Raw genomic sequence first — 18,196 nt, 5'->3', positions numbered from 1 at the left:
CTATACATAATACAAAGGACTGAGTTAAATGTCTGAATTAGAATTTGTGAAAAATACAAGAAGATACTTACATCAACATCCAGAGTTAAGTATGCAAGAATATGAGACAACTGCATACATTGAAGACTTCTTAAAACAATTAAATATTCCTTACGAACGCCCTATTCAAACGGGTATCATTGGTTATTTAGAAGGCAATTCGAGTCATACTATTGCGTATCGAGCGGATATCGATGCCTTACCTATTCAAGAAGTAAACGATGTACCTTATAAAAGTACGGTTGATCAAGTTATGCATGCATGTGGTCATGATGGTCATACGACAGCGTTAATGCTTTTTACGCAACGTTGTAAAGCTTTATATGATAAAGGTAAATTACCTCATAATGTAGTATTTATATTCCAACCTTCAGAAGAAACTGAAGCCGGTGCAAATCAATTAATCCAATCAAACGTGTTTGATAAATATCATATAGAGAAAATTTATGGCGTTCATATTATGCCATTTGAAGATGTTGGCACAGTAGCCTTTAAAAATGATGAAATTACAGCTAGTGCAACAGAGTATCGATTTTACTTAAAAGGAAGCTCGAGTCATGTTGCCAGTAAAGAAGATGGTAAAGCAGCATCAGAAGCGATGATGCATGTCCTTTCTCAAGTTACACAAATTCAGCAATTTCATTTAAATGGTTTAAATCGCAATATTGTTCATGTTGGACAGTTCAATGTTGGTGAAGCCATTAATACCGTTCCAGAGAATGGTTACTTAGAAGGTACGATTCGTACATATGATACGAATGATCTTGAAATTGTTAAAAATCAAATGCAAAAAATTGCAGAAAGTGTTGAATTGTTATTTGGTGTGACATGTACGGTTGATTTTGCTGAAGGGTATCCACCTACTACAAATGATGCACAATTATATGAGGGTGTTAAAGAAGCTTTAACGAGCCTAGACTTAACACTACATGAACTAGAAAAGCCTTATTTATTTGGTGAAGACTTTAGTTTCTATCGTCAATTAGCACCAAGTTATTTTGTCTTTTTTGGAACACGCAATGTTGAAAAAGATTATATTTATGGTCTACATACAAATAGACTCAATTTCGATGAAGAAGTATTAATCAGTGTCGCTGATTACTATACAGCACTATTAAATCAAGGAGCGGACAAATAATGGTAGCACGTATTACGATTGATGAACAAAATTTTATAAAAAATGCTAAAAATGTTATTAAAGATAACAAAGTTATGGCTGTCGTGAAAAACGATGCTTATCATTTTGGACTAGAATTCGCAGTTAAATCCTTTATTCAAGCAGGTATTCAAACATTCAGTACAACATCACTTCATGAAGCGGTAAGAATTCGTGAAATAGATAAACAAGTGAATATCTTTTTGATGAACCCTTCTATTGAATTTGAAACATTAAAGACACATAACATTGCGATGACGTTACCATCATTAACATTCTATCATGAACATATTGAAGATTTAGCGGGCATTAAATTACATTTAGAACTTGAAAATCTTTTACACCGTTCTGGTTTGAAAGACCAAGATGAAATGTTGCAAGTACTCAAACATAATGAAAGCTTACCTATTGCAGAGCAAGCGATTATGGAAGGTATTTGGACACATTTCGGATATGCGGATGAATTCGGTGGCGATGAATATGAAACAGAAAGACAAGCTTGGGTTAATTGTTTATCATTTATATTAGACCAAGGTTATGCCTTTAAATTTATTCATGCACAAAATAGTGCAAGTTATGTACGAGAAGACGGATTGTTAAATCAACATACGCACGCTCGTCTCGGTATTATACTTTATGGTTCAAGACCTTATAGTACCCTCCCTACTTCCCTTACAGAACAAAACTTTACAGTCACAGCAAATGTGATACAAGTTCGCCCTATTAAAAAAGGAGAAACTTGTGGTTATAGTTTCCAATATAAAGCTGATAAAGATTGTAACATTGCTGTAGTTGATATTGGCTATGGAGACGGTATACTTAAGACAAGAGCGAAACATGATGCGCTTATTAATCAAAAGCGCTATCCAATTAGAGGGTTGATGATGAGTCACATGTTCGTTGAAGTAGATGATACAATCCAAAGTGGTGATCAAGTCGTTATGTATGGTTACGATATTAGGATTGATGAATTTACATTTAAAGGTGTTGGTGCAAATTCTGAGCAAATCAGTGCATTAAACCATCATTCATTAATAAAGGAGATTAGATAATGACAGTTAAATATAATGACCAAGGTGTTCTCACAATAGGCAATGTATCATTACAAACGATAGCTGCAAGTTTTGGTACCCCTACTATCGTATATGATGAGGAACAAATTAGAACGCAATGTAGAAGATTCCATGAAGCTTTTAAAGAAAGTGGATTATCATATAATATCTCTTATGCTTCTAAAGCCTTTAGTAGTATTCAATTGTTTAAGTTGATGGAAGAAGAAGAAATGGGTCTAGATGTCGTATCTGAAGGTGAATTATATACAGCTTTAGCAAGTGGATTTGATCCAAGTAAAATTCATTTTCACGGTAACAATAAGACGAATGAAGAAATTGAATATGCTATTGAAAGCGGCGTTGAATATTTCGTAATTGATTCTTTAGATGAAATCACACGTATTAATAGATTAGCTTCTAAGCCTATTAAAGCTGTTTTAAGAGTTAATCCTGGCGTTGAAGCACATACTCATGAATTTATCCAAACGGGTCAAGAAGATAGTAAATTTGGCTTGTCTATTAAACACGGTACGGCACTTGAAGGTGTAAGTGCTTTACAAGAATCAGATAAAATAGACTTCAAAGGTATTCACTTCCATATTGGATCACAAATTTTTGAAGCGGATGGTACAATCAACACCATCCAAATTGTATTTGAATGGTTAAAAGAACATGATATTGAGATTGATATATTAAATTTAGGTGGCGGATTTAGTATTAAATATACTGAAGCGGATAAAAGTTACCCTATTGAAGATGGTATTAAGTTGATTACAGATGCGATCAAAGAAAATAGTCAAAAATATGACATGGCTATTCCAGAAATCTCTATAGAGCCAGGCCGTTCAATTGTTGGTGAAGCGGGCGTTACGTTGTATCAAGTAGGAACGATTAAAGAGATTCCTAATGTTAATACGTATGTATCGATTGATGGTGGTATGAGTGATCATATTAGAACGGCACTTTATGATGCACAATATAAAGCGTTGTTAGTGAATAGAAATGATGAAGATACACATGAAGTCACAATTGCTGGTAAGTTATGTGAATCAGGCGACTTAATTGGTAGAGATATGAAACTTCCTAAATCTACAAAAATCGGTGATTATATAGCTGTATTATCTACAGGTGCTTACCATTACTCTATGAGTTCAAATTATAATCAAATGCTTAAACCTTCAGTTCTATTTGTTAAAGATGGAAAAGCAAGAGAAGTTATTAAGAGACAAACTTTAAAACAATTGATTATGAATGACGTAAAATAATAAGCTGAAATCATGAAATTTATTATTAAATAATAACAATATGATAACGCAAAAAGAAACCCTAACATCGTTAGGGTTTCTTTTTAGTCGTTCAAATTCATATATATTATAGTTTTACAACGTTTGCAGCTTGTGGGCCACGGTCGCCTTCAACTACTTCGAATTCTACTGCTTGACCTTCTTCTAAAGATTTGTAACCTTCTTGGTTAATTGCTGAGAAATGTACGAATACGTCATTTTCTCCTTCGATTTCGATGAAGCCAAATCCTTTTTCTGCGTTAAACCATTTAACTGTACCTTGTTTCATAATTGTGAAACCTCCAAGACTAAAATTCAATATGCGATATTCGCATATTACAAAAAACACAATTAATTAATAATGTTATTTGCAATATGGAATAACGATATTGCTATTACTTATTATACGTCACAGAATATTCAAATGCAATACCATTTAAGATATTTTCAGAATTTATTATTTTGGTAATGGTGTATAAATTGAATTGTCATTTAATATAAGAATACTATAAAATATTTGCATATCTTCTTCGCAGTCTTCACAGTAAGATAGATCACAATTATTATAGAAAGCATGTATGTTATGTTTACCTACAAGTTCATTAGTAAACTTCGTTTGATATTGATTAAGTAGATTATGATATTGATTGACCATTTCTTCATAGTCATGACATTCAATTTCTTTAATGATATAGTCTTTCCAATCGTCAAACAGCCACCATCCCTCATAATCTGTTCGGATTGTTACGATTTTATACATCTTAAAATCTCCCCTATTTAGAAAATTACCCTAGAGTTAATTTAAATCTTATTGATTATTAAATCAAGAAAATAGCTTGTCGATTTGTTTCTAATTATTAGTTTTTTTACACTGAACCCTTTATAATAAAGATATGAGGTGATAAATATGAACGGAAAACATATAAAAGTTTTTGGACGCGTACAAGGTGTTGGGTTTCGATTTTTCACTGCTCAACTCGCTAAGAAACATAAAATAGTTGGTACCGTTGAAAATGTCAGCGATTATGTAGAAATATACGCAAGTGGCGAAGAAAAACAATTATCACAATTTGTTAATGGTGTTATCCAGGGAGTAGCGCCAGCTTCAGTTGTAGAAAATTATACAATCGAAGATACCACTTTAGACGAAAAAACTAAGCATTTCAAAACGTTATAAATTAGGAAGATGACAATGAAATATAATTTATCATATGTATTAGGTGCTTTATTAGCAGTACCTATATCATTTATTGCTTTTTTATTTAGTGTTTTTCAATTAGATTTAAATTATCTTATCGATATGGCTGTATTTGCAGGTACTTACGTTATTAGCTTTTTACCAATACAATGGTATAGTTCACGACGTTATTTGAAAGAAATGGGTTTAACACGACGAGAATTTCATTTTATTAGAAAACAATTAAACGAAGCGCAACCAAAATTGAAAAGACTTTATAAAAATTATATGCGAATCAGATCATATAAAGAATTCAAGAACTTAAACGAAGTAGCTAAATTAGCACGTACAATTTATAACACAGTTAAACAGTCACCTGAGAAATTTTATAAAGTCGAAAGCTTCTTCTACTCTCACTTAGATAATACTGTGAATTTAATTGATAATTACACACTTTTACAACGTATGCCGAATAAATCTAAAGAAGAAAAAGCTAAACTTAAACAAACGAAGCTTACAATTGATGAAAATAAACGAACACTCGTTGCAGATTTAAAAGAATTAAATGAATCGAGTTATCATCAATTAGATATTGAAATGGAACTTGCTGATATTGCTAAACAAAGAAATAGCTATAGAAAAGGCATTCCAGAATCAACGAAAGAAAAAGTAAATTTAACAAAAACTCATAAAAAATATGAATATGAAATGGAGCGTAACAATGACTGAAACGAATAAGAACTTATTTGACGACCTTATTGATGACCCATTTAAAGATTCATCAGAAGCATTAACACCACAAACTTCAGAAATTACAGAACAACAGACCCCTTCTGATGTAACATCAACTTACGAAAAGACATTCTCAGATGAAGATCAACGTAAAATTGATGAAATTGCTAAGCAAATTAAACCATTAGATAATGATGGTCTTCTACTCTATGGTCAACAAGCACAAAATAAATTATCACAGTTCTCACATCAAATGCTTACACAAGTACAATCTAAAGATGTAGGACCTATTGGTAATTCATTAAGAAATTTAATGAATAAATTAAAAGAAGTAAATCCAGATGAATTACAAAAACAAAATCAATCTAGATTGAAACGCATTTTTAGAAGAGCTGAACGTTCTGTAAATGAAATGTTTAGTAAATATCAATCTGTTGGTGCACAAGTCGATCGAATATCTGTAGAACTTCAGAAATCACAAAATATGCTAATGAAAGATGTAGGCTTATTAGATCAATTATATGAAGAAAATAAAGCTTACTTTGATGCATTAAATATTTATATCGCAGCAGCAGAAAAGAAACGCGACGAGTTGAAACAACATAATCTTGTAGAATTAGAACAAAAAGTTAAAGCATCAAATAACCAAATGGATGTACAAGAACTAGCAGATTTACAACAATATATTAATCGACTAGAAAAAAGAATTTATGACTTACAACTTTCTAGACAAATCACATTACAATCTGCCCCACAAATCAGAATGATACAAAATATTAATCAAACTTTAGCAGAAAAAATTCAAAGTTCTATTTTAACGAGTATCCCATTATGGAAAAATCAAATGGCAATCGCGTTAACACTTTTAAGACAACAAGGCGCTTCAGAAGCTCAGAAAAAAGTAACAGATACAACTAATGAATTATTGCTGAAGAACTCTGAAATGTTGAAACAGAATGCGATTAGAACAGCTGAAGAAAATGAACGAGGCATCGTTGATATCGAAACATTGAAGACGACTCAAACTAATATAGTAGATACAATTCAAGAAACACTACGCATACAAGAAGACGGCACACGTAAACGTCAGCAAGCAGAACAAGAATTACAAAGCTTAGAACAAGACTTAAAAACAAAATTATTACAACTCAAAGACGAACAGCAGCAATTGAGAAATACATTTAAATCATAAATAATAGACCCACCAACAATTAAGTGCACCCCTAAAGTTGAACTAAAATTCAACTTTAGGGGTGTTTATTTATGAATTAAAAATATAGTTTAGATTTCAAATTAAAATTGATTCGAGAATATAAAAGTGGAAACGAAGGATATAATATCTTATCGAAAAAATACAATATAGATACTTCCTATATTAGAAAATGGCTATTTCAATACAATGATTTTGGAGTAGAGGTCTTGGCTTAAGTACCGAGTAAAGCCAAGAGATAGCCTAAGTTGTGGCTTAAGTACTGAATAAAGCCAAGAGATAGCCTAAGTTGTGGCTTAAGTACCGAGTAAAGCAAAGAGATAGCCTAAGTTGTGGCTTAAGTGCTATATAAAGCCAAGAGATAGTTTTAGATCTGTGTTAAATCCCAACAAACTCACATCTCCTACATCACTCTACTTATCCCTACACCCTCTTACATAAATTGACTTAAGAAATACCCCATTAATGTTCCGACGTAATTTCCGATTACATAACCTAGAGTACCGATGATTAAAATGGGTCCCACTAATCCTTGCCACCCTTTAGAAATCGCTAATGCAGCTGCTGTTGTTGGTCCTCCGGCATTTGCATTACTAGCTAGTAACATCTCCTCAATATTGAATTTGAACAATTTACCGAAGCATAATGTTATAGATAAATTGAAAATCAAAATTACGGCGACGAAAATAAATAATAATGGTGCTGTTTTGATAATGATTGGTATAGATGCAGGTACACCTATTACGACAAAGAAAATATATATTAAAAATGTACCGAGTTCATCAGAAGCGTTTAAATTCTCAAAGAATTTACTAAACATAGCCACTGTAATAAGTGTTAATGTCGTTAATAATAAAAATTGGTCACCTATGATACTTACTAATATTTCCATAAAGTGATTGTTTTTAGGAATGTATTCATTAACAATTTCTGAAATTTTAAAGCTAATCGCAACTAATACAAATGCTATGGAAATTGAATAAGCAATATCTTTTAAACTTATTTCATTTCGTTTCCAATATGCTTCTGCTTGATTACTGTTTGCATCATCGTTTGAATTATAAAGTCTTTTAAAATATTTTTTAATAAATGTCATATTCGGTAGCGTAATCAGTACAATGAAGTAGAATGCCATTACACTATTATCGGCTACAACAGTTGCAGATACTAATTCGCCTGGTGTTTGGAATTTCGTGCTAAGTGCTGCAAAATTTACACCACCACCTATGTAACTACCAGTCATCATAGCACCGATTTTATCTAGTTCAGGTATGAATTGGTGAAGTAATAAAAATCCTGCTCCAACACCTACTACAGTACCTACTGAACTGATTAGGAATATGAATAAAAGTCTTCTACTTTCTTTCCAAATTTTAAATATGTTTGATCTAAATAAAAGTAAAGGTATTGCTAATGGAATGACATATTCCCATACTTGGTCATAGACAGGTGATTCAATCGGAATGATATTGAGATTGGATAATATCATCGCACCAACTAATGCAATGATAGCGCCTGTTAGTTTTGCTGCAAATTGATATCTCTGTTCTAAAAAGATACTAATGGCTGCAATACCTACTAGAATTGCCCACAAAAGCCATGTTTCATCTTTGTTTATGAATGCATTTAATATCATGAATACCAACCCCTTTTTATTTTGTTATCAATATGATGACATAAAAAATAAGAATCTTCAAAATAATTTTGAAGATTCTTATACAACTTACGAATATGTGATTGGTGCTTGATTCTTAACTTTACCGATTATAAATCCAATGATGAATCCTACGATTGCGAAAGGTATCCATTCCATTTGGTAAGTTGATAATGGTAATTGTTGAATAAATCCAATTTTAGCCCAACCCATTTGGTTTACAACTGATATTAATGAAATAATTGTTACAAGTGCTACTGATAATTGTTGAGCAATTGGTGGTGTTCCAACGTATTTAGCAAGAACAATTAATAATACAGCTGTAATTGCGATTGGATATAACACTAATAATACTGGTAGTGAACCTTTGATTACTGTAGTTAAACCTTGGTTTGAAAGGATAAAACTAATTAATGTAAAGATTGTTACAAACCATTTGTATGAAATTTTAGGTATAATTTCATGGAAGAATTCACTTACTGACACGATTAAACCTGTAGCTGTTGTTAAACAAGCTAATGCAACGATAATACCGATTAAATATTTACCAAATTCACCGAATGCTAATTGCGCGGCTGTTGTTAAGAGATATGTACCGATATTTTGACCGTTATCGTTTAATTCTTTTAGTGTCTCAGCTGAAACATTCATGTGATTTCCGATCCAACCTAATGAGATGTAAATAAATCCAAGTGCAATGGCTGCAATAACACCTGCATAAATTGTTTGTTTGAATAATCCTGTTTCTCTCGTTACACCTTTACTCTTAATTGCTGTAATAACAATGAGTGAGAAAGCAATAGCTGCGATGGCATCCATTGTTAAGTAACCTTCAACGAAACCTTTACCAAAGCTTGTTCCAGCACTACTATATACTGCAGGATCACCTTCAACTGTAGCTCCTCCACCTAATGTGAAGAATGCTTTAATAATTAGTGCTGTAATCGAGATTAATAGTAAAGGTGTTAATATCGCACCGACTTTATCGACCATTTTACTTGAGTTGAAACTTAAGTAAAAAACAATCACAAAGTAAATAAGTGAGAATATAAATAAAGCCATTGAACTATTTGTATCAAAAATTGGTGTAATACCCATCTCAAAAGATGTTGCTGCCGTACGTGGTATTGCGAATAGTGGTCCTATCGTTAAAGAAATTGCAATTAATAATATAATTGCAAAGACTGGATGAATTTTACTTAATGAAACTCTGTATCCCTTGTCCTCAATTGAACCTGCGATTACACCAATAAGTGGTAAACCGATTCCCGTAATTACAAAACCAAATATTGCTGGCCAGAAGAAATGACCGCTCGATAATCCTAATGCTGGTGGGAATATTAGGTTCCCGGCACCAAAGAATATCGCGAATAACATAAACCCTACTACAAAAATATTCTTGTTCATATATTTTACTCCTTTTGCGTCTAACAATAATTTATATTTTATCATTGGAGTTTGTTTTCGTCTATATGAAATTTCTGAAAATTTAAAAAAGAATGTTATTATTTAGTTTTGCTAATTATATAGATTGCAACAGTAATTTTTTTAATAACGGTGCCAATTGGTATGGTAAATTTTCAACACCTTCTACAAATAAACTTTGTTTACCATAGATGTTATGAACAGTCTTTTTCGTGGCTTCATCGATCACATCTTGATTAAGGAATACATTAAAGACATAAATTCCTTGTTTATCTGCTTCTATCACAGCTTCATGTGTATCTATAATGCCGTCTTCTGCATAATCAAAAGCTGAAGGTTCCCCATCAGAAAATACAATTAAGAATTTTTGTGTCTCAGATCGTTGAAGTAAATGTTGAGTTGCAACTCTTAAAGCGACACCGTCACGATTATCATCTTGTGGTTCAAGTGTCATAATTCTTGCGTCATTTTGTTTAAGTGTTGATTCATTATATAAGATGAGCTCTTCGATTGTATTAGGTTGATTTAATTTATCAGCTTCAAAAGCATCTTCACTAAAACCTAGAATTTCATGTTTAATATCTAAATTTTTAAGTGTTTCGTGGAATAGGACGACACCTTTTTTAGTTTCTTCCATTTTATCGTGCATACTTGCTGATGCATCAACTAATAATGTGAATGTTGCATCTAATTTTCTACTAAATGCATCCTTTTTGAAGAATAGTTTATATTGATCATCGATAAACCAATTTAGTAAGTTCTTTTGCAATCTACCTTTAGTTAAGTTCTCTCTAATATCACTATATTGATGATTCATTGATTTTTGGATAATGCTTGTTAAGTCTTTTATTTCAAACTGAACACTATTGACAGCTTCTTTATAGGCTGACACATGCGCCGGTAAAATATCTGGTCGATTGAAAGTAAGAGAAACATTTTGGTTAATACCTTTAAGTTGATATTGCTGATTAAGACCTTGTGCGCCGCCTTCTTCATCATTTAAAGTATTATTAGAACCCTTACCTTTTTTCTCCATCATATCCGTCATATCATCGCCAGCGTCACCTTCTCTATCGTTGTCTGTAAGAATGTCGCTATTTTCGCCTTCGTGAAGTTCCATTTCTAAATAAGAAGTGCTGTCAGTTTGACTATCGTTTGTCTTTGTTTTAGCATCTTCAGTTTCAATATCGTCAGGATTATGTTCTTGTTTATGACTTTGATCAGTGTTAGCCACATCTTGACGTTTTAAATCTTCTAAAGTCCATTCTTCTTCATAAGAACGATAAATACGCTCAGGTATATGATAATACTGGTTGAGCATATCTTCTTTTAACAAATAATCCACTAAAATCATGATACTTACAGCTAAATCATAACTATCTTCTGATGATTGCAAGTTGAATATTTGCGTTAAACGATTAAACACTTGTACAAGTGCATCATCAAAGTCATCATTTATTGAAATATTGTTTATGAAATTTTCATTTAAAATAGCATGTTCTATTGCTAAAAATAATAAGTCTGTATAAGTTGTCTTCGTTTGATAAACATGGATTTGACTATTATTTTGTTTGATTTTGACATTCAGTCTATGTTTGAACAACTTTTTAGTGACTGGACGTTTAACCATAATCAGATTTGAAAGACGGTATTCTTCAATGAGCATAAATAATTGTTTAAAAAAGCTCATATGATCAAATGATTCATCTAATACTTCTTTATAAATAGCTGGATCTGTATGTTTAAATCCTAAAGTATCTAACATTATGTCGGATTTTAGTCCTGCATTAATAATGTGTTCAGGTCGATGTAACCAAGTGAAACTAACATTACAAGTATTGTTGATAGGATCATAGTGTTGGAATTTTTGGAAAGAAACTTTAACGTTTGGATCTTCAAGTAATAATTTTGCTAAATCAGTTAACATCATTATTTGTTGTGCATCGATTTGTTCGTCATTAAATAATATAAAACGATCACTCATGATATTCTCCTTACTCGAAAATTAATTCAATTGCATTTTGTATAGCTTGTTGTTCTCTTTCGTCGTCTATTTTGTCTATAATAGCGCGTTTAATTGCACGTCTAACTGGAATAACAGTCGCTAAATCAGCTAAGTCAATCAATGCTCTTATACTTGCTGACTCTTCTGAAATTTGACCTTGGCTCGACATAATGCGTAAGTCTTTATTAAACTGAACAATTGAATCGATAATTTCATCATCTTGTAATGCACTTTGCTCTTTAATAATCATTTTTAAAGTTTCGCCATCTATATAATCAATATCCAAGACAACGAATCTGTTTTTTAATGCTTCGTTCATTGGTAATGTTCCGATATAGCCTACGTTGATTGCAGCAACAACTGAAAAGCCTTCTTTAGCTTGTACGACTTCACCTGTAAATGGATTCGTTAACGATCTTCTAAAGTCTAATACACCATTTAAAATAGGTAACGTTTCTGGTTTCGCCATATTGATTTCATCAATATATAATATATCGCCATTCTTCATTGCTTTAATAACAGGTCCGTCGATAAATACGATTTGTTGATGACCTTGTTCGTTTGTTTCAATTGTTTTGAAACCTAATAAACTTTCTGCATCTAAATCTACAGAACAGTTTACAGAATGCATCGGTTTGTTTAAATCTCTCGCAAGTGTTTCAGCTAGTTTCGTTTTACCAGAACCAGTCGGTCCTTTTAAAAGTATATTCTTATTAAGCTTTATCATAGACAAAGCATCATCATATATTGTTTCATCGTTGTTTAAATATTTATTAAAATTAGCCATTGTGTTCTCCTTTAGTACATTTTATAAACTTAAAAAAGAGTCCGGAACATATAGATGTATCAGACTCTTATCGTATATTTATACTTCTTTAAAGTATGTTTTGTAGTAGCCGCCAACATGACCAGAATTATCAATGATTTGATAATATTCTTCTGTTTCATTAACGACATCATATGTTTTACCTACTGTTAACATATCAGATACTTTAAATTTTTGTGCATCTGTATGTGTAACTTCTACTTGTTTAATAACGTGATTTTCTTTCCAAGTTTCATGTAACATAAATAAACCGCTCCTTTAATTCACTGTGTCATATGTAATTGTAATGATGATGCCAGTTAAGTCACGCACATATAACGAAATTAAGCCGGCTTCATGTTGAATAATATGATGTTCCAATTCAATTTCTTTAACGTGATTAACAATTTTTTCAAAATGATCGATATCATCAATGGAGATTGCTACTCTTTCGATAGGTGGATTTAATGACTCAATCGCATCTGGATAATCAATCAAATGTAACTCTCCGCCATTTCCACCAGCACCGACTTTAAATACGATAGCTGACTCATCATCTATTGTCTTGTATTCGGCAAACAATTGCAACTCAAAAATATTATTTAATAATGAGCCAGTTGCTTGAGTCTCAGGTGATTTAACCATGACCGGCCCTAATCCTTGAATTTGATGAATAGGACTAATTGGACCACCATCATAAGCAGTTCCAAGTGGCACACCAGAATTTTGTTCATCAGAAATAAGATGTAACGCATGTCCATTATTATCATAAAATTTAAACAGATGCTTACCATTTAATTGTTGTACAGACTCATATTTAACTTGATGATTATCAAATTGTTGTTTATATTCATATAATGCGTAATCAGTTGGTACACGTAAAGCAATCCCGTGAAAATGCGTATCTAATTGATCTGAATCACCAGAATATTGCTTGAAAATCAGTCTCGTACCAGGCGCTAATTTTGCATCACCGATATGTAAGATATTCTTTTCATGGTTCATCAAGGTATTAAGCCCTAAAATATCTTTATAAAATGACTCTGTTTCTTTAATATCAAAAGTCCATAATGTAACACTTCTTAGTCCATTCATGAATATCTCTCCTATATATGAGTTCTTATAAATTATATCAAATAAATTCAAAGTATGACAAATCAATCAAATTGAGAATAATGAAAAATATATTTTTGGGTTGTGTGGTCGCCGTTACGAACAAGATTGGTTGAAAGTGTTCATATGAGCCGCGTTACGAACAAGTTTGGTCGAAAGTGTTCATAAGAGCGCCAGTATTTACACTTCTTACGAGTATTGTAAATATGTCCCCCGTTATAAGTAGTTCTGGCTCAAAGTACAAATAACTTGAACCATATTATCCCTCATTTAAAATTATTGTTTTAATTCAATACTTTCTTTATAGTAAGCCATTTTCAATTAAAAATAAAACCACAACTCAGATTTGAGGTAATTTATAAAACAAAAAAATACAACGACGATTTCCGTCGTTGTATTTTTCCATATTGCTATTTTAAGATTCTAATAATAAATCTTCTGGATTTTCAATTAAGTCTTTAATTGTTTTTAAGAATCCTACTGCTTGTTTTCCATCAATAATTCTGTGGTCGTAGCTTAATGCGATGTACATCATCGGTCTATTTTCCATACGATCTTTATCAATTGCAATTGGTCTTGTAACAATTGAGTGCATACCTAAAATAGCAGCTTGTGTACCATTGATGATTGGTGTAGACATTAATGAACCAAATACGCCACCATTTGTAATAGTGAATGATCCACCCATCATGTCATCTAAGCCTAATTTTTTATCTTTAGCTTTAACAGCTAAGTCTACGATATCTTGCTCGATTTCAGCGAAGTTTTTCTTATCACAATCTTTAACGATTGGTACTACTAAACCTTCTTCTGTAGAAACGGCAATACCGATATCATAGAATTGTTTAAGTACTAAATCAGTACCATCAATTTCAGCATTTACATCAGGATATTTCTTCAATGCTGCTACTGCTGCTTTAGTGAAGAATGACATGAATCCTAAACGTGTACCGTTATGGTCTTCTTGGAATTTTTCTTTCTTACGTTTACGTAATTCCATTACGTTTGTCATATCAACTTCATTAAATGTTGTTAACATAGCTGTGTTATTAGATACTTCTAATAATTTCTTAGCTATTGTTTGACGTCTACGTGATAATTTCTCACGAACAACAGGTTTAGAAGGATTGTCATTAGATTTAGCTTGTGCTGGTTGGCTTTTCTCAGCTGGTTTAGCTTGTGGTTGAGGTTTAGCTGCACTTTCAACGTCTTCTGGACGAATAACGTCACCTGCTTGAGTCTTAACCTTGCTTAAGTCGATACCTTTTTCACGTGCTAAACGACGTGCTGATGGTGTTGCTTGAATTCTTTCATTTGAAGATGCTGATTCTTCTTTAGTATCTGTTGCTTCTGGTTTACCTGCATCTTCTTTAGATGGTTCTTCTTGCTTTTCAGGTTTAGCATCGTTTGAAGCCGGTTGTGCTTCTCCGTCTGAAACGACTGCAATGACTGAACCTACTTCAACAGTATCGCCTTCTTCAGCTTTGATTTCAGTTAGAACACCTGCAACTTCTGAAATGACTTCAACATTTACTTTGTCAGTTTCAAGTTCGACGATATTTTCGCCTTTCTCAACTTGGTCACCAATTGATTTGAGCCATTCTGAAATTGTTCCTTCTGTAATTGATTCTGCTAATTCTGGTACTTTTACCTCTGACATGATTCATTTCCCCCTAATTATGTTTTAAAGCTTCTTGGATTACTTTACTTTGTATAAGTTTGTATATTTCGCCGTCGCCTTCTGCAGTTGAAGAACGTACTTTACGACCGTGATATTCAAGCTCTACTTTGCGATCTTCTAGAATGTTTTGAAGTTTTAAGCTAACGAATGACCAAGCGCCTTGGTTTTTAGCTTCTTCTTGAACCCAGCGAACTGTTTCTAGATTTCTGAATTCAGAAAGAACGTTCTTTATCTCTTCTTTAGGGAATGGATAAAGTTGTTCAAGTGCAATTAAACAAAGTTCATCGTTAGGATTTTTTTGTAATTCAGTTTTTAAGTCAATAAACATTTTTCCTGATGAAATAATTACTTTCTTAACTTTAGTCTTCTTGTACGGTTCAACTAAAATTGGTTCGAATTGTCCTTTAGTGAACTCCTCAATTGGACGAGAAACAATTTTGTTTCTTAACAAGCTTTTTGGTGACATTAAGACTAATGGTCTCATTTTATCTGTGTTAAGATATTTAGCATGTCTTCTTAATAAGTGATAATAGTTAGAAGCACTTGTTAAGTTTGCTATTGTCATGTTGTTTTCTCCAGCTAATTGTAAAAATCTTTCCAATCTCGCTGATGAATGTTCAGGACCTTGTCCTTCATTACTATGTGGTAAGAATAAAGCTAAACCACTCTTTTCTCCCCATTTAGCATTGCTGTTTGATAAGAAGTTATCGAATATCATTTGTGCCATATTTGCAAAGTCACCATATTGTGCTTCCCAAATATTAAATGATTGTGGATGATCAACATTATAACCATATTCAAAACCAACTACTGCAGCTTCAGATAATGGTGAGTTATGAATATCAAATGATGCTTTTCCATTCGGTACGTGATGTAATGGAATAAATAACTTTCCATCTTTCTCATCATGTAACACAGCGTGTCTATGTGCGAATGTTCCACGTTCTGAATCTTGTCCAGTTAAACGAATTGGTGTACCATTTTGTAAAATTGTCGCAAATGCAAGTTGTTCTGCATGTGCCCAGTCTACAAGACCGTCTTTTTCAAATGGTTCACGGCGTCTATCTAATACTTTGTTTAACTTCTTGAATACCGTGAAATCTTCTGGATAATCAAACATTGCATCATTAATCGCTTTTAATTCTTCATAAGTAGCATTTGCTAACTCATAATCTTGTCCTTCACTGATGTTGTCAGGTAAAGTCATTTCTGGATTATCCATTTCAGCATCTTTATCAATCTTGTCATGAGCAGCTCTTAAGCGTTTCGTTACATCGTCAAAAATGCCATTCATTTCGTCTTCTGTAATAATGCCTTCTTCGACAAGTTGTTTACCATAAATATGTTCAATAGATGGATGTTCTTTAATGGCTTTATACATCATTGGATTTGTAATAGATGGTTCGTCCATTTCGTTATGTCCATAACGTCTATAACCAACTAAATCGATTACAAAATCTTTGTTAAATTTCTCTCTGAAGTCCATTGCCATTTCAATTGCTTTAACAGTTGCTTCAACATCATCTGCATTTACATGGATAATTGGTAAGTCATAGCCTTTTGCAACATCTGTTGAGTATGTTGTTGAGCGTCCATCTTCTGCTTCTGTTGTGAAACCAATTCTGTTATTTGTAATGATGTGTAATGAACCACCAGTAGTGTAACCATCTAAGTTACTTAAGTTCATAGATTCAAAGTTAATACCTTGTCCAGGGAATGCAGCATCCCCATGAATTAAGATAGCAAGTGATTTGTTAACATCTTGACTTGGTCTTCCAGCATCAACTGTTGTATCTTGATTAGCTCTCGCTTTACCAAGAACGACTGGAGAAACGATTTCTAGGTGACTTGGGTTGTTGGCTAAAGTAATCGATTGTTGGATACCGTATTTACTTGTTGTCTTCGTACCACCTAAATGATATTTAACATCGCCTGTCCAACCAGCTGTGATTTCTAATGAACCATCTTTCGGTAAGAAAATAAGTGGGTTCTTATGCATAAATTCAGAAATCATCATTTCATATGGTTTTTCTAATACGTGAGTTAAAACGTTTAATCTACCCCTATGCGCCATACCAATTTGGATGTTTGGTATGTTTGCCGCATTCGTACGTTTTAAGACTCTTTGTAACATTGGTACTAATGTATCTACACCCTCGATTGAGAAGCGTTTAGCGCCTACGAAATTCTTATGGATATATTTTTCAAAGCCTTCTACTTCAGCTAAACTTTTTAATAGTTCGATTTTTTCTTCTTTAGAAATTTCAATCGTATGTGTTGATTCGATATATCTCTTCAACCATACGCGTTCTTCATTATTATTAATATGCGTGTACTCAAAAGCGATAGGACCTTGGTAACAAGAAGTCATATATTCTATTGCTTCATATGCATTGTTAAATTCTCCATCAAAGTGATCTGATACGATAACTGCTGGAAGTTTTTCCAAAGTTTCTTTTGATAGTCCAAAGTCTTGATGTGTTAATTTAGGTACGTTTTTTCTTTCTGGACGGTACACTGGATAAATATCTGCAGTTAAATGTCCATACTGTCTGATATTATCAATTAAACGCATTACACGTTTGACACTTGAGTTGTCCACCCCAGTACTTGATTGTAGGCCAGCGCCTGTGTTGTTACTTGTTAATTCATCGAATAACACTTGCAAGTCTTCCGGTACTGACTCTGGATCATTAACGTAATTATCATACATTTCTAACATTAACCCTAAGTTAGTTCCAAATCTTACAGGTGCTTCGACATGATTATCATTCTTCATGTTCCACCCTCCAAGAAAATTATAAACCGTTTACATTTCCATTTTAGCACTTAACAGTATTGAGTTAAAGGCTAATTTGACAATA

At 32.7% G+C, this 18,196-nt stretch carries 16 protein-coding genes; 6 read left to right on the top strand and 10 right to left on the bottom strand.

Annotated features, from left to right (window positions below):
• Positions 1-28: 28 nt before the first annotated feature.
• Genes ACJTHF_RS06965 through lysA form a run of 3 tightly spaced genes read left to right on the top strand, consistent with a single transcriptional unit; the run spans position 29 to position 3,512 of the window.
• Positions 29-1,177 carry a M20 metallopeptidase family protein gene (locus tag ACJTHF_RS06965; RefSeq protein WP_232157155.1) on the top strand — a complete coding sequence of 383 codons (1,149 nt, stop codon included), beginning with the start codon at positions 29-31 and terminating at the stop codon, positions 1,175-1,177.
• Positions 1,177-2,247, top strand: a complete 1,071-nt coding sequence (gene alr, locus ACJTHF_RS06960) for an alanine racemase (RefSeq protein ID WP_107616941.1) — start codon at positions 1,177-1,179, stop codon at positions 2,245-2,247. The genes ACJTHF_RS06965 and alr overlap by 1 nt, the downstream gene beginning before the upstream one ends.
• Entirely contained in the window at positions 2,247-3,512 is a 1,266-nt protein-coding gene (lysA, locus tag ACJTHF_RS06955) for a diaminopimelate decarboxylase (RefSeq protein ID WP_107616942.1), read from the top strand. Before alr ends, lysA begins: the two co-directional genes overlap by 1 nt.
• Positions 3,513-3,618: 106 nt before the next feature.
• Here the strand turns inward: lysA and cspA are convergent, their stop codons facing one another.
• Entirely contained in the window at positions 3,619-3,819 is a 201-nt protein-coding gene (gene cspA / locus ACJTHF_RS06950; RefSeq protein WP_016912585.1) for a cold shock protein CspA, read from the bottom strand.
• Between the two features lie 168 nt (positions 3,820-3,987).
• The gene (locus tag ACJTHF_RS06945) at positions 3,988-4,290 is read right to left on the bottom strand and encodes a DUF1033 family protein (RefSeq protein ID WP_048543023.1); all 303 of its coding nucleotides are present in this window, start codon (positions 4,288-4,290) and stop codon (positions 3,988-3,990) included.
• Between the two features lie 147 nt (positions 4,291-4,437).
• Here ACJTHF_RS06945 and ACJTHF_RS06940 point away from each other — a divergent pair, with 147 nt between their 5' ends.
• From ACJTHF_RS06940 to ACJTHF_RS06930, 3 genes are read left to right on the top strand one after another with little or no spacing between them, the layout of a single operon-like run.
• Positions 4,438-4,707, top strand: coding sequence for an acylphosphatase (locus ACJTHF_RS06940; RefSeq protein WP_058591280.1), 270 nt, complete (start codon positions 4,438-4,440; stop codon positions 4,705-4,707).
• A 15-nt stretch (positions 4,708-4,722) separates the two neighbouring features.
• On the top strand, positions 4,723-5,436 hold the full coding sequence (locus tag ACJTHF_RS06935; protein WP_048543020.1) for a 5-bromo-4-chloroindolyl phosphate hydrolysis family protein: 714 nt from the start codon (positions 4,723-4,725) through the stop codon (positions 5,434-5,436).
• Complete coding sequence (locus tag ACJTHF_RS06930) at positions 5,429-6,631, top strand: toxic anion resistance protein (RefSeq protein WP_058591278.1); 1,203 nt, start codon at positions 5,429-5,431, stop codon at positions 6,629-6,631. The genes ACJTHF_RS06935 and ACJTHF_RS06930 overlap by 8 nt, the downstream gene beginning before the upstream one ends.
• 451 nt (positions 6,632-7,082) lie before the next feature.
• On the opposite strand, the gene ACJTHF_RS06925 is transcribed toward ACJTHF_RS06930, so the two are convergent.
• The 8 genes from ACJTHF_RS06925 to ACJTHF_RS06890 form a co-directional block, all read right to left on the bottom strand.
• A complete protein-coding gene (locus ACJTHF_RS06925; RefSeq protein WP_078355783.1) occupies positions 7,083-8,285 on the bottom strand; it encodes a DUF819 domain-containing protein in 1,203 nt (400 codons plus the stop codon).
• Positions 8,286-8,372: 87 nt separating this feature from the next.
• On the bottom strand, positions 8,373-9,710 hold the full coding sequence (gene brnQ / locus ACJTHF_RS06920; protein WP_058591276.1) for a branched-chain amino acid transport system II carrier protein: 1,338 nt from the start codon (positions 9,708-9,710) through the stop codon (positions 8,373-8,375).
• Positions 9,711-9,825: 115 nt separating this feature from the next.
• Positions 9,826-11,712, bottom strand: coding sequence for a vWA domain-containing protein (locus ACJTHF_RS06915; protein ID WP_078355784.1), 1,887 nt, complete (start codon positions 11,710-11,712; stop codon positions 9,826-9,828).
• A 10-nt stretch (positions 11,713-11,722) separates the two neighbouring features.
• Entirely contained in the window at positions 11,723-12,520 is a 798-nt protein-coding gene (locus ACJTHF_RS06910) for an ATP-binding protein (protein ID WP_025905039.1), read from the bottom strand.
• A 78-nt stretch (positions 12,521-12,598) separates the two neighbouring features.
• On the bottom strand, positions 12,599-12,802 hold the full coding sequence (locus ACJTHF_RS06905) for a DUF6501 family protein (RefSeq protein WP_025905040.1): 204 nt from the start codon (positions 12,800-12,802) through the stop codon (positions 12,599-12,601).
• A gap of 15 nt (positions 12,803-12,817) precedes the next feature.
• Entirely contained in the window at positions 12,818-13,633 is an 816-nt protein-coding gene (locus ACJTHF_RS06900; RefSeq protein WP_058591274.1) for a VOC family protein, read from the bottom strand.
• 433 nt (positions 13,634-14,066) lie between these two features.
• On the bottom strand, positions 14,067-15,311 hold the full coding sequence (gene odhB, locus ACJTHF_RS06895; protein ID WP_084754617.1) for a 2-oxoglutarate dehydrogenase complex dihydrolipoyllysine-residue succinyltransferase: 1,245 nt from the start codon (positions 15,309-15,311) through the stop codon (positions 14,067-14,069).
• Positions 15,312-15,324: 13 nt separating this feature from the next.
• Entirely contained in the window at positions 15,325-18,111 is a 2,787-nt protein-coding gene (locus tag ACJTHF_RS06890; RefSeq protein ID WP_078355786.1) for a 2-oxoglutarate dehydrogenase E1 component, read from the bottom strand.
• Positions 18,112-18,196: the final 85 nt, after the last annotated feature.

Origin of the sequence: Mammaliicoccus sp. RAM2 (assembly GCF_045897195.1) — a bacterium.
GTDB lineage: Bacteria > Bacillota > Bacilli > Staphylococcales > Staphylococcaceae > Mammaliicoccus > Mammaliicoccus sciuri.
The sequence above is the reverse complement of the archived record's forward strand: the minus strand, read 5'-3'. Positions and strand labels throughout refer to the sequence as shown.